This window comes from Micromonospora noduli (assembly GCF_003264365.1).
GTDB lineage: Bacteria > Actinomycetota > Actinomycetes > Mycobacteriales > Micromonosporaceae > Micromonospora > Micromonospora noduli.
Map to the genome: position 1 here is coordinate 21202 of NZ_PYAK01000018.1, position 12879 is coordinate 34080.

Here is a 12879-nt window from a genome sequence, read left to right on the forward strand (position 1 = left end):
GCCGGTCGGCCGAGCAGGTCACCCGGTGATGGTGATGACCGCGAAAGCGACGGCGAACCGGCAGCCCATCCGGTTGCCGGCCTCCCGGGCCAGCTGTTCCAAAAACTACTCGTGGTCGAAGTCGGGTTGGCCGAGGCCCTTCAGGTACTCCTCGTGCGCCCGCAACGACGTCAGTCCCTTGTTCAGGGTGTGGGTCACCTCGGCGCCGTGGCGGGCCGCGGGGGAGTAGGCGGCCCATACCTGCCGCACCCCGCTCCCGGGCTCCAACCACTGTCCGGAAGTTTGCAGCAGCCCAACGGGGGCCATTGTCGCTGGCTCAGGAATCGTGATTGATGCGGGTCGTCCCTACCCCCAGGGCGACGGGGGCCACTAGGAGGCCTCGCCCTCTCGGTAATGTGATGACGGCGCCGATAAGCACGGCCGCAGCAGACGCCGAGATGAGCACCGCTGGGTCAACGAGATTCCCGACGGCGGCCAGTGTGAGCCCCGCGAGCGGCATCGGCACAATCAGCAGCATGCCAAAAAGCCCCACGGTCGCCGCGTAGTTCTCCAGTGGCACCCGACGCGCTCTGACGACCCTGATGTACACGCTGAAGAACGAGTCGAGCAGCAGGAACGCACCGAGGCATCCAGCGAAAACCCAAAGCCGGGCCGCCACCGCGACGCCCAACGCGGCCAGGCACATCCCCACCGCGACAGCGACCCCGATCGTCGACAGCGACACACGCGAGGTCAGCCGGTGGAAGACCAACAGGCCGATGATGGCCGGCACGCTGCTCGCCGCGTACATCAGGCCCAGCTCACTGCTGCTTGTCCCGAACGTTCCGAACGCGATCTGGGGCGCAGCCCCGTTGATCAGCGCGAGCACGTAATTCAGGCCCATGGTGACCAGCACGATCCGGCGCAGGACGGGGTCCTCGAGCGCAATGCGTACGGTCGCGCGCAGGGTGCGCTTCGCTGTCGAAGTGGGCGCCGTGCCGCCCGAGGGGACCGATATCGACATCAGCAGCGAGACCCCGAACAGACCCGCCGCCACGAACATCAGCACCGGCGGTGGGAACGACAGCACCACACCCGCCGCCGCCGGCCCCAGGACCATCGCCGCCTGCTCGAAGGCGGTCAGCTGCGATTGGAATCGCTCCTGTCCCTCGGGGCGGACCAAGTACAGTCCGATCTTCTCGCCCCCGACGAAGGTCAATTCGAAGCAGAGGCCCACGACCATCGCGAATATCATCAGCACCGGCAGCACCGCACCGGGATACACCGCCATTATCAGCCCAGCCACCAGCGCCGTCGCGGTCCTGGTCAGATCCGCCACGACCATCAGGGTCCGCTGCCGTATGTTGTCGAGCCGCAGGATCGCTGCCGACAGTCCCAGGAGCCTCGGTCCCCACTGGAAGAAGACCGCCGCGCCCGACCAGCGCACATCGGCGGTCACGCTGTAGGCGAGCACTGGCACCGCGAACAGGACCAGGTAGTCGCACAGCCAGCTGGCGAACCGCATCGCATAATACTTGGCGATACTCACGACAAATACGCTGCGACTGGTCGCAGTTCCCGGCCCAGTCGCTCGTTGACCGCCAAAGCGGTGTCTGGATCGGAAGCGCGATAGCGGATATAGGCCACGCGCCGAAGGGCCTCATAGGTCGAGGGAATCTGCTCGCCGGCGGGGACCAGCACCTTTCGCTCCACGACATCGGCGTAGCGCGGCACGTCGTCCCATCCCTCGATACGCGTGTAGGCGGTGATGCTGCCGGGGTCCACGAAGCGAATGCCCGCAGCCCCCCCGAATGCCGCGTGTTCGTCGAGGCAGGTCTCCGGGTTCGCGCCGACCGCCATCAACAAGGCGGCGTCCGCCATCGACACACCTGTGGCGTCGGCTACCAGGTGCACGATCTGGTCTCCCGGCAGTCGTGCGGCGATCTCCATGAGTACCGGTCCGTTCGCCGACAAACGCATCTCGCAGTGGAACACGCTGTTTTCCAGCCCGACCGCCCGGACCACCTGGCCGACGTACCGCTCGATCGCGCCCAGATCGTTCGGTCCCAGAGGAGCGGGTGTGATGTGACCGAGCTCGACAAAGGTCGGCTCGGGGCCGAGGAGCTTCCTGGTCACTGCGGCAATGCGCACCTCGCCGCGCCAAACGTATCCGTCGGCGCTGTATTCGTCGCCGGAAACGTATTCCTCGATGACGACCTCGTCACCGAGCGGCCTGCCGAGGTCGATCATGCCATCGGCCTCGATGGCGGCGTACGCCCGCACAGCCTCGGCCGTGTCGCGCGCCTTCAAGACGTGGATGCTGCTTGACGACTCAACCGGTTTGACCACCACCGGGAACGTCAGCGCCGCGCACGCGAGCTCCGCCTCGGCGCGGGAGGCCACCTCCCGGTGCCGGGGCGACCGGACGCCGGCGCGTTGCAGCGCCTCACGCATTTTGGCCTTGTTCCGAACGAGCGCGACATCGGTGGTGGTCAGGCCCGGCAGACCGAGTTTCTCCGCAACTTGGGCCGCGATCTCGACGTGAAACTCCGAACCCGCAACGACACCATCGAGTCCAGCCCCCACAGGCGAGCGACTAACCGCTTCAACGATGGCGTGCACGTCATTCGTATCTACCTGGACGAGGGTGGATGCCAGATCCTTGGTCGCCGCCGTCAGAGTTCGGTCTTCGGCGTCGAAGCTGGCCACCACGGTGTTCCAACCCATGGCCGCGGCTCGGACGACGAGCTCGTTGCCGGAAGATACCGGTTCAACGATGAGTACTGATGTCACCGTTCCTCCGAGTCTTGAACTGCACAACGATCGTCATACGACGACGGCGGCGGCTGGACAGACGGATACAGCCGATCAAGCTACCAGTCTCCACAACAGACACTCGAACCGGCCCGAAGACCTACCCAGTTACGGTGTGGCAACGTATGCCCCATAGTCAGCTGAGCCAAGCACCTGCGCAGTCCGGGCTGCCCGCTCGTCGGCGTCAGGTCATCGCGACGTCCGAACAGGGGGTATGCGGTACGTAGCAGGCACGTCCTGAACCTCGAGATCGGGTGATGCCTTCATCGCACGTCGGGATTATCTGAGTCGACCAGCTGCCCACTCAGCTAGCCGTTGCATCATCGGTTCGAGCCGCTGCCGGAACTCGTCGCGCATGTGTTTCTCCGTTGCTGGCGGGACTCCCGCCGGAACATCTGCCCAGAACTCCTGAGTGAGACGACATGATTCAGGCCCGAGCGCCTCGACGGTGACTGCCCCCCAGCTAGGACACCAGGAGACAAGGCTACGGGTCACGGCACGATGGCCATGATCGAGCTCGACCACCTCGTGAAGCACACCCACTCGCCCGCCTGCAGCCCGCTCCACGACAGCCTGAATCTCGCCGATTCCCTCCCGGCCTGGGAGAGACACGGCTACTTCCGCCTTGTCGAAGAGCTTGAGACAGGATGCCGGATCCCACATGAACGACCACACCGCATCCGCGCTCTGCGGCAAGTCGACAGTGGCCGACTCTCTTACCTGAACAGGCCTGGTCGTCACTCTGACCATCCGTAGGCGTGATCGTATGCCGCATGCTCTCAGGTTTGAGTAGGCGGGGGGTAAGCGCGGGGCGGAGGTGCTGCGGGCGGCGAGGGAGTCAGTGACCTCCCTCGCTGGCTGGATTGAGCGCCACTGGTGCCACGAGCCTGGGGTTGATTCGTTGTCGCGGATCTCCGCCCGACACGGCCTCTTTCGTACCCACGATGACGTGGGGGCGAATGATGGGACGTGTTGGCGGTCGGCGTGGGCGGGACTGGAGGTGACTCCCGCCGGCCCGCGAGCACGCGCGTCGGCGGATGAAGTGCTGCGGCTGCCATCAGCTCTTGGGTGGCTGACCACCCCCCGGGGGCTGGCCAGCGACCTCCCGATCCGGTGCTGTCAGAGCGGCCAGGGCCTCGGCGCTGCGGCTGCCCGGCTCAGGCGTGCCGACCAACAGTTGCTGACCGGGAGCATCCCGGACGTCAAAGGTCTGGTACGTCAGCTCGACCCGCCCTGCCTCGGGGTGGTGTATGACCTTGAACATGCGGGTCAGGCTCTGCACGGTCTGGTCCGCCCAGAGGGCGCCGAACTCCGGCGAGTCCCGTCGCATGTCAGTTACGAGCGCCCGGATCTGGGGATCTTCCGGGAAGAGGTCGGCGTTGAGTCGTAGGGCGTGTACGACGTTCTCGGTCAGGGCCGGCCAGTCTGGGAAGACGGTGCGGGCCTGCGGATGCTCGAACAGCACCCGGACCATGTTGGTCGGGCCCGTGAACGGAGACAGCAGGGCAGCCGCCACGCTGTTGGTGGCCAGCACTTGGAACGCTGGACTGAGCACGTAGGCGGCGGAGGTGGGAAAGGCGTCCAGCAGCCGCAGCAGGGCGGGGTGGACGGAGTCCCGGGTGTTGTCCGGGCCGAGGCGAGGGTGGAGCCCGGCGAGCCGGAAGAGATGGCCGCGCGCGTCCGGGTCGAGGCGCAGGGCCCGGCCGATCGCGTCGAGCAACTGCGCCGAGGGGTTGCGCTCCCGACCCTGCTCGAGGCGGGCATAGTAGTCGGCGCTCACCCCGGCCAGGACTGCGATCTCCTCGCGGCGCAGCCCCGGTACCCGGCGGTCGCCGCCCCCGTGCAGTCCGGCCTCTTTCGGGTCCACTCGGGCGCGGTTGGCCCGAAGGAATTCCCCGAGCCGGTTTGAATCGGGCATGTCGACCAGCCTAAGGCTCCTGGCTGAGATCCCCGGCCAGCTGCCGGCTTTGCTGGCCCGTCCGCTGAATCGCCCGATCCGCAGGTCGAGGCGTACGGGACAGAGCGCCCCGACTCGAATGAAACGTACGTGGTGCCAGGGTGTCGCGCACCCAGGAAACCTCGCCCTTCCCGGGCCCGCGTACCGGCCGGATCGTTGAGCAGCGGCGCTTGGCCGCAGGCCCGAAGCACAACAGGAGGATCAATGGGAGACAGTTCCGGCTCGAAGATCATTCTCATCACCGGTGCGAGCAGTGGTATCGGTGCGGCAACCGCCCGCCGGCTGGCCGCCGACGGCCATCACGTCGTGCTGGGTGCCCGGCGCGTCGACCGGCTCGCCGCACTCGTCGACGAACTGCGCGCCGCCGGTGGCACCGCCGAGCACCACGAGCTCGACGTCACGAGCCGTGACAGCGTGCTCTCCTTCGTCGAGAGCGCCCACAACCGGCACGGCCGCATCGACGTACTGGTCAACAACGCCGGCGTGATGGCCCTGTCGACCCTCGACGCGCTGCGGGTCGACGAGTGGGACCAGATGGTCGAGGTGAACCTGCGCGGGACCCTGAACGGCATCGCCGCCGCACTGCCGCTGATGCGGGCCCGCGGCGCAGGGCACATCATCAACATCGGCTCTACCGCCGGGTACCGCGTCGACCCGACGGCCGCGGTCTACTGCGCCACCAAGTACGCGGTCCGGGCGCTTACCGAAGGGCTGCGCCAGGAGAGCCGGGACGTCCGGGTAACCCTGGTGAGCCCCGGCTACACCCACTCGGAACTCACTGAGCGGGGAGGCGACCCTCAGGTGCGTGCTGCCGCCCACGCGGCGGCCGAGGAGCTGGGAATGCCTGCCTCGGCAGTCGCCGACGTGATCGCCTACGCCATCACCCAGCCCGACAGCGTCGACGTCAACGAGATCATCATGCGGTCCACCGTGCAGGGCTGACCGCACACCACGAGGAGGGCACCCATGAGCGAAGCACTCGAGATGACGACGTTCCGGCTCGTCTCCGGCCTCACCGGCGCCGACTTCGTCAACGCCAACGACGACATCAACGAATACCTGCGACGGCAGCCCGGCTTCCGGTGGCGTCGGATCGTGCAGGACGACGACGGCACGATCACCGACATCGTCGCGTGGGACTCCGCCGCCGACGGCCGGCGCAGCGCCTCGGGGATCATGACCGAGATGGCCGGCTCCCCGGTGCACGCCACCATCGACCACGCCACGGTCGACTTCCGGATCGTCCCGGTGCTGCAACACACCAGCTGACCCCGGTGCCCATACGGTCGCCACACCTGGCCACCCCGATTGTGACCAACGCGAAGAAGGCGGCCGACTCGCTGGACTGGGTCGCGCGCGAGATGGACATGCGCTATGACGAGCCCGCCGCCAACGGGGTCCGGCACATCGACGACTTGAACCCGGCGGCCGCCGAGCGTCCGACAGCGGACAGGTCGGCCATCCCGAGCGGAGATTCCCTCCGAGCGGACCGTCACTCCGGCCAGTCGCTGCGCAGGATGATCTCCACGAAGTCGTCCCGGACGAAGTTCGGGTCGAAGTGGGCGAGCACGTCCGCGTTGACGTTGCCGAACGTCGTCTGCGGGCGGTGCCTGTTGCCCTGGTTGAAGGCGGCCAGGATCTGCCGCTTGAAGTCGGGGCGCGGATGGGCGGCGATGACCTCGGCGATCCGTTCCGGATCAAGGTCGCGGTAACCGATGCCCAGCACGTCGGTCTCCACTCCCGCGGTAACCAGTGCGATCTCCGGGTCGAGGAACTCCGGCACCCCCGGCGTGGTGTGCAACGCGATGGCCAGCCAAACCTTGCGGGCCTGCTGAGCAGGTCGGCCATGGTCGAGCAGGAACCGCTCGGCGGCATGTGCTCCATCGACCTCGAACCGCAGGTCGGTGCTGCCGTACCGCTCGGTCAGGCCGAGATCGTGGAACATGGCACCGACGTACAGCAGTTCGAGGTCGGGGCTCAGACCACGCCGCTCACCCTGAAGCGCGCCGAACAGGAACACCCGGCGGCTGTGCCGGAACAACAGGTCGTTGGTGGCTGCCCGGACGAGGTCCGTCGCGGCAGCCACGAGCGGGGTGTCCGGGATGGTGATCCCGGCGATGGTTTCGGCCATGGTGTGCTCATCCTGTTCCTACGGAGGTTTCTACTGGTGCTGAGGCTCGCCACCGATGCTGCCGGGCTAGACTCGGCCGGACCATGTCCAGAAGGACAGCCATCCCACAGATACGGACATCAGATCGGCTGGAGGGAGCGGGTCGGATGAGCCGAGGGCGGTCACACCGGGTCGGCGTGCTCGTCTTCGACGGGGTACAGCTACTCGACGTCTCCGGACCGGTGGACGTCTTCAGCGGAGCTACCCGGCGCGGTGCCGACTATGCGGTGGCCCTGCTCGGCTGGCGGTCGGATTCGGTGCGTACCGCGTCCGGAGTTCGCTTGTCCGCCGACACCACCGTGGCCGAGTCCACGCCGCTGGACACGCTCGTGCTGACCGGCGCCGAAGACCTGACCGCGCTGCCCGACGCCGAGGACCTACGTGCCCGGTTGGGTCCACTGATCGCGCCGCCGACCCGGCTCGCCGCCGTCTGTACCGGCGCGTTCGTGCTGGCCCGGACCGGTTGGCTCGCCGGCCACCCGGCCACCACCCACTGGCGGCACGCCGGCCGTCTACAGGCCGAATTCCCGGAGATTGAGGTCCGTCCGGACGCCATCCACGTCCGCTCCGGCCGATTCGCCACCAGCGCCGGGGTCACCGCCGGGATCGACCTCGCCCTCGCACTGGTCGAGGAGGACCACGGTGCCGACCTGGCCCGCGAGGTCGCCCGGGAACTCGTGGTGTTCATGCAGCGGCCGGGTGGGCAGTCCCAGTTCTCCGTCCGGCAGGACCTGCCGCCGACCCTCGACCAGCGGCTACGCCGGGTTGCCGACCGGGTCGCCACCGACCCGGCCCGGGCGTATCCGATCGAGGCGATGGCGCACGATGCGACGGTGACCCCCCGCCACCTGCGCCGCCTATTCCAACAGGAGTTCGGGCTCACCCCGGCGCGCTACCTGGAACTTGCCCGGGTCGAGGCGGCCCGCGCGCTGCTGGAGCGGGGCGGCACAGTCACCGAGGCGGCCCGGCGCAGTGGGTTCGGCAGCGACGAAACGCTGCGGCGGGCCTTCACCGCGTCGTACGGCATCCCGCCGTCGGTCTACCAGCGCCGGTTCCGGACCACAACCACCACCGCCTGGTGATTCCGCAGACCGGGTCCCGCTGGGTCGGGCCCGATCGGATCGACCCACCGACGACCAGACGCCCGGATGTGCCCACCCCCGGGCCCGGCGAGGTTCTGGTCCGGATGACCGCCTGTGCGGAGCGTCCGAAGAGGTAGGGCGATCGGACCGGCGCGGGTGGGGCGAGCGGTGCCAGGTCGGGTGGTGTCGGTGACGCCGACGTGGCTGCCGTTGGCCTGCCGCCGGGGGAGGTTCAGCCCGACCAGGCGGGTCGCGGCACTCAGCCGAACTGTCTACCGGAACCGGCGACGGCGGGAGGCAACGACCGCGAGGGCTGCCGCAGTGCCGGTGGCGGCGAGGACTGGCACGGATTTCGTGCGAACCAAGCTGCCGATTTTGGTGGTGGCGGCGCGAGCGGAGGTGATCAGGGTGGACTCGGCCTTGCCGGTGGTCTGCGCGATCAGGGTGGCCACGGCGTCGGGCATGATCGCGGCCAGGGTCAGAACGATCGTGGCGACGGCGGTCGCGCCGGCGAAGATTCCGAGCATCGCGCCGCCGCCGAGCAGCCCGGCGCCGATGCCCGCGCGTTTGCCCTTGGCAGTCATTTCCGCCCGCGCCATCGTCAATTCGTCGCGCACCAGCCGGGTGATCTGATCGGTGGCACGCTGCACCAACTCGGCGACCGGCGTGTCAGCAGACGGGGTGCCGGGGTTGCCGCTGGGTCGTTCTGGCATCAGCTTCTCGCGGAGGGGGTGATCCAGGCGCTGCCTGGGTCAGTGCTGCTGCGCGGCGGGCATGCCCTTTGGTCCCTGCGCCGAGGCGTCGATACGCCTGTCAAGCGACGGTGCGAGTGCGTCGTCGAGCTGGCTCGTGACGTCAGCCGCCCGGAAGTCACCATCCTGGCGGCGACCTCGGAGCGTGAGCATGCTCGCCGCTCCGGTCATCGCTCCAGCCGCGAAGGCAAGGATGAGCGTTTGCCGTGCGATGGATTTCCTCTTGCGCGCCATGACAGCCCCCTGAATCCGACGTGACCTCACCGACCTGATTGTCGGACTCGTCGGCGAAGGTCAGGCTTTTATCGGCGGATTTGCATGGAGGTGAACGGTGCTTCCGTCGTGATTGCTGTGAGCTGACGTTTGCTCCTGCGAGACGCGGCTTTGAGTGAGACTGGAACCATGCGGCTTGGGTCTGTCGCACCCCGAATGGGTCGTGTGCCTGCCCGCTCGCGCTGCTGGCAGACCCCTAACCTGAACTGGCGGTCGTACAGGGAGTGGCGAGAGTGAGTAATGTAGATCTTGGCGCCCGTAGTGACCGTGGCAGTGCGTACGCCGAGCTGTCTCGCCTGGTCCGAGGCGCGGGTTTCCTCGATCGGCAGCCCGGCCGGTACGCGGCCCGGGTGACGGTTCTGCTGGGTTGTCTCGTGCTGATGGGCGTGGTGTTCGTCCGGCTCGGGTCTTCGTGGTGGCAGACGGCTACCGCGGTCGGGGTCGCGGTGCTGCTCGCGCAACTGGCGTTTCTCGGTCACGACGCCGGGCATCGACAGATTTTCCGATCCCGCCGGGCGAACGACGTGCTTGGCATGGTCTGTGCAAACCTGATGACCGGGATCAGCTACGGGTGGTGGGTCGACAAGCACAACCGCCACCACGCCCACCCGAACACCGAAGGCCGCGACCCCGACATTGTCGTGGCTCCACTGTCATTCACCCCGGGCCAGGTCGCGACGCAGCGCGGCCTGCGGGCGTTGTTCGTCCGACACCAAGCGGCGCTGTTCTTTCCCCTGCTGATGCTGGAGGGTCTGCATCTGCACGCCGCCGGCGTCCGGGCGGTCGTCAGTCGCGGCGGACTCAGGCACCGACCTGCGGAGGCCGGCCTGCTCGTCCTGCACTTCGCCGGCTACCTCGCAGCCGTATTCCTTGTCCTGAGCGTTCCGCAGGCGATCGTGTTCATCCTGGTCAACCAGGCACTCTTCGGCCTCTACCTGGGTAGCTCCTTCGCCCCGAACCACAAGGGGATGCCCATCCTGAGCGAGGCCGACGACCTCGACTACCTACGCCGGCAGGTCCTCACCTCCCGCAATGTGCGCGGCGGCCGGATCCTCGACGTACTACTCGGCGGGCTCAATTACCAGATCGAACATCACCTGTTCCCCAGCATGCCTCGACCGAACTTGCGCCACGCCCAGCCACTGATCCGCCAATTCTGCGCCGACTATGGCATCGCCTACCACGAGACCACTCTGATCCAGTCTTGGTCGCAGGGGCTGGCGCACCTGCGCGTGATCGGGACCGGAGCGACCCGCCGGGACAACGACTGAGTCTGGGCCTCGCACGCCCTGGTCACCGACCAAGGCCCCGTCCGCCGGGGACTCGGCCACCGCGTGACCATGATGAGCAGTATGACCGCGAGGAGTAGCTAGCCCCGTGGGGCCGACAGCGCGGTTGACGTGGACGCCGGAGTGGGCTCAGGCCGACGCCGATGAGCACCGCCCGAGGTGACAGGCAGCCGACGGATCAGTGCCGCCAGTCGCCTAGGGCGAGGGGAAGGCCGCCCGGCTCGCGGGCCCGACGAGCGGCAGTCCGGAAGACGACGGATACTCGCCTGATGACTGGACCGGATCTCGACCCCGAACAGTATCCGCCCATCGACCCGCGTGAACCGGTGCCCGACGACGCGGGCGTCCTTCTGCCTGGCGCGCCGGACGAGCTGCCCGAAGCCCCGGCCGAACCGATGCCAGACGACGGTGGCAACGCCGGCGGCGTGCGCGAGCCGGCATAGATCGGTCCGCGATCGAGCGCGACACCAGCCCGACCGCCGATGCCGGCGCCGACGGCGCGCAAGACGTCGGGGCGCCGCCTACCGAATCCGCATACGCGCTGCAGACCGATGTGGAGCGTTGCGGGTGAGCCTCGCTGGGGTCTGCCGCAGCTCCGTCATTCGAGACACCGATCCCACGGGCAGCGTCCTGAGCGAGCGAGACTCCAACTCCACCAGGTGTGGCTGGAGATAAGAACTCCTAACGGTCGCTGTGGTGGCTGCCGGTGGAGCGGAGTGACCGGCGACCGCCTTCCTGATCCGGCTCGTTGTCCGCCACCGGATTGCCCAGCCGGGTCACCCAGTCGACGAACTCCGCATCCTGCCTCGGCAGCGGCTCGCCGTCGGCCGGGGTGCCCGCGCCGTCCCCGTCGGCCCGGGACTTGTTGCGTCGGAACAGGCCCAGCCGCCCGCTTGCCCGTCCCGCCTCGACGACGGATGCCGGGTCGGCTGGCGCGGGGACCGGGTCGGTCCCGGCGGGGCGGGCCGGCACGGCATCGGTCGTGGGCGGGGGCCCGGCGCGCCGGGCGGTCGCGAGGGCGTCCCAGTTCGCGGCCCGGCTCAGGTTGGGCAGGGGCGGCCGGTGCCGAGGTGGAGGCGCCGGTTCGGGCCTCTCTTGCGTGCCGGCTGACTGGGTCGCCTCGCCGCCGGGAGCGGGCTCGGCCGAGGGCGGCACCCGCCGTGCCGGAACGACCGGCCAGGTCGCCTGAACCCGCGTCCGGTCGGTCTTCGGCGGTTGGTACATCCGGAGGGTCCCCGGGGCGACGAGCGCCCCGTCGGGCGGCATCCCTTCGGGTTCGGTGTTGTCGACCGGGGCCTCCGCCGTCCCGGAGCCGTCCCCGCCAGGTCCCGCGGGAAGGTGGGCCGCCGTCGCGGGGGCCGGTTCCGATGTCTCCGGGGTGTCGTCGAGGTCGGTCGGTGTGGCGAGGTCGGCGGGTGCGGCCGATGCGGCGGTAACAGCCGGTGCACCGAGGCTCAGCGGTTCGGCTGCGGTCGGGAGCTTCGCTGCGGTCGCGCCGGCGACCGGCCCCGTGCCGGCCAGGTCGACGGGCTCCGGCTCGTCGGTCGTACCACCAACGGCCGGCCTCATGGCCTGTCGCACGGCGGGACCGGCGGCCAGTGGACGGAGAATGTCGGTTGACTCGGCGACCCGTGCTTCGGCGGTGCGCGGCAGGAACGGCCAGCGGAACGACGCGGCGGCGGCCGAGCCGAGCACACCGGCGGCGACGGCGAGCAGCGCCGCGTAGTACGGCGTGATCTGGTACCGGTCGACGGCGTCGCCGGGACCGGCGGTCAGATAGGTGAACGCGACCAGCACGGTGCCGACCGCGCCGGTCACGCCGTTGACCAGCGGCGGATGCCCGCGCCAGCGGGCCAGCCCGCCGGTCGTCGCGCCGATGAGCAGGGCCACCGACGGCAGAGTCAGGATCGCCAGCCGGTGTGCCGCGTCGGCGTCGAGCCCGGCCGGCTCCAGCACACCGAGCCGTACGGCGGGCAACGGCCCGGCGGTTGCGAGCGACGGGACGACCGAGACGAGCGCCAGCAACCAAACCACGCCGCCCACTGCGGCCATGTTCCAACCCAGCGGCGGCTTCACCAGTACGGCGATCGCGGCACCCGCGCCAACCAGCGCGCCGAGGGTCGCGCAGATGCCGACGGCCCAGATCGGGTCCACAGAGAAGCGCTCGGCGGCCTGGGCTGGCCGGATGCAGAGCGGCGCCACGACGGTGGCGCCCAGCGCGGCGGCGGCGGCGACGGCCACCAATCTGCCCGTGCTCCCCAATACCCCGTACCGGCGGGCCAGGCGCGCGGCGACGACGGTGCCGGCTACGGCGGCGTGTGCCGCGAACCAGCCCACCCAGACGAGCTGGGCAGGCCACTGGTTGACGGCGGCGCCGGTGGAGGCGCCGGCGAGCTGGACGATGCCGAAGCTGAACGCGATGCCAAGTTGACCGGCACCGGCGAGCATGCCCATCCCGAGCGCTGTGAGCAACAGGTTACGCCATGTGCGAGAGACCATGTCCGGCACGTTACGCACCTTAATGCGGTGGTTTTTCCGGAATGCCGGTTTTCGTGTCCGACTA

General features: G+C 68.9%; 13 protein-coding genes and 1 pseudogene. 6 read left to right on the plus strand and 8 right to left on the minus strand.

The features are described 5' to 3' along the window. Positions 1–105 precede the first annotated feature (105 nt). From GUI43_RS33885 to GUI43_RS16060, 4 genes are all read right to left on the minus strand, one after another. On the minus strand, positions 106–249 hold the full coding sequence (locus tag GUI43_RS33885; RefSeq protein ID WP_170158738.1) for a hypothetical protein: 144 nt from the start codon (positions 247–249) through the stop codon (positions 106–108). Positions 250–316: 67 nt separating this feature from the next. After that, positions 317–1528 (minus strand): MFS transporter, encoded by a 1212-nt coding sequence (locus GUI43_RS16050; protein ID WP_112583143.1) that lies wholly within the window; start codon positions 1526–1528, stop codon positions 317–319. Then, positions 1525–2772, minus strand: coding sequence for an ATP-grasp domain-containing protein (locus GUI43_RS16055; RefSeq protein WP_146754536.1), 1248 nt, complete (start codon positions 2770–2772; stop codon positions 1525–1527). The genes GUI43_RS16050 and GUI43_RS16055 overlap by 4 nt, the downstream gene beginning before the upstream one ends. Positions 2773–3850: 1078 nt before the next feature. After that, positions 3851–4711: a helix-turn-helix domain-containing protein gene (locus tag GUI43_RS16060; RefSeq protein WP_112583145.1), complete on the minus strand. Its 861-nt coding sequence runs from the start codon at positions 4709–4711 to the stop codon at positions 3851–3853. A 243-nt stretch (positions 4712–4954) separates the two neighbouring features. Here GUI43_RS16060 and GUI43_RS16065 point away from each other — a divergent pair, with 243 nt between their 5' ends. The 3 genes and pseudogenes from GUI43_RS16065 to GUI43_RS34600 all read left to right on the plus strand — a co-directional run. Then, positions 4955–5692 (plus strand): SDR family oxidoreductase, encoded by a 738-nt coding sequence (locus GUI43_RS16065; RefSeq protein WP_112583146.1) that lies wholly within the window; start codon positions 4955–4957, stop codon positions 5690–5692. A gap of 24 nt (positions 5693–5716) precedes the next feature. Further along, the gene (locus tag GUI43_RS16070; RefSeq protein WP_112583147.1) at positions 5717–6019 is read left to right on the plus strand and encodes a hypothetical protein; all 303 of its coding nucleotides are present in this window, start codon (positions 5717–5719) and stop codon (positions 6017–6019) included. 20 nt (positions 6020–6039) lie between these two features. Further along, positions 6040–6186 (plus strand): annotated as a pseudogene (locus tag GUI43_RS34600) (FtsK/SpoIIIE domain-containing protein); the annotation flags it as partial. A 56-nt stretch (positions 6187–6242) separates the two neighbouring features. Here GUI43_RS34600 and GUI43_RS16080 read toward each other — a convergent pair. Further along, positions 6243–6881 (minus strand): HD domain-containing protein, encoded by a 639-nt coding sequence (locus tag GUI43_RS16080; protein WP_112583148.1) that lies wholly within the window; start codon positions 6879–6881, stop codon positions 6243–6245. A 146-nt stretch (positions 6882–7027) separates the two neighbouring features. Between GUI43_RS16080 and GUI43_RS16085 the strand changes: the two genes are divergently transcribed. Further along, positions 7028–8002, plus strand: coding sequence for a GlxA family transcriptional regulator (locus tag GUI43_RS16085; protein ID WP_112583149.1), 975 nt, complete (start codon positions 7028–7030; stop codon positions 8000–8002). 272 nt (positions 8003–8274) lie between these two features. On the opposite strand, the gene GUI43_RS16090 is transcribed toward GUI43_RS16085, so the two are convergent. After that, the gene (locus GUI43_RS16090) at positions 8275–8652 is read right to left on the minus strand and encodes a phage holin family protein (RefSeq protein ID WP_428842214.1); all 378 of its coding nucleotides are present in this window, start codon (positions 8650–8652) and stop codon (positions 8275–8277) included. 102 nt (positions 8653–8754) lie between these two features. Beyond that, positions 8755–8988 carry a hypothetical protein gene (locus GUI43_RS16095; RefSeq protein ID WP_112583151.1) on the minus strand — a complete coding sequence of 78 codons (234 nt, stop codon included), beginning with the start codon at positions 8986–8988 and terminating at the stop codon, positions 8755–8757. Positions 8989–9377: 389 nt separating this feature from the next. Between GUI43_RS16095 and GUI43_RS16100 the strand changes: the two genes are divergently transcribed. Together GUI43_RS16100 and GUI43_RS33890 are read left to right on the plus strand one after the other, a co-directional pair. Beyond that, complete coding sequence (locus GUI43_RS16100; RefSeq protein ID WP_244220362.1) at positions 9378–10298, plus strand: fatty acid desaturase family protein; 921 nt, start codon at positions 9378–9380, stop codon at positions 10296–10298. A gap of 287 nt (positions 10299–10585) precedes the next feature. Beyond that, positions 10586–10759 (plus strand): hypothetical protein, encoded by a 174-nt coding sequence (locus GUI43_RS33890; RefSeq protein ID WP_167457586.1) that lies wholly within the window; start codon positions 10586–10588, stop codon positions 10757–10759. Between the two features lie 238 nt (positions 10760–10997). Here GUI43_RS33890 and GUI43_RS16105 read toward each other — a convergent pair whose 3' ends face one another. Beyond that, complete coding sequence (locus GUI43_RS16105) at positions 10998–12815, minus strand: hypothetical protein (protein WP_146758773.1); 1818 nt, start codon at positions 12813–12815, stop codon at positions 10998–11000. Between the last annotated feature and the right edge of the window lie 64 nt (positions 12816–12879).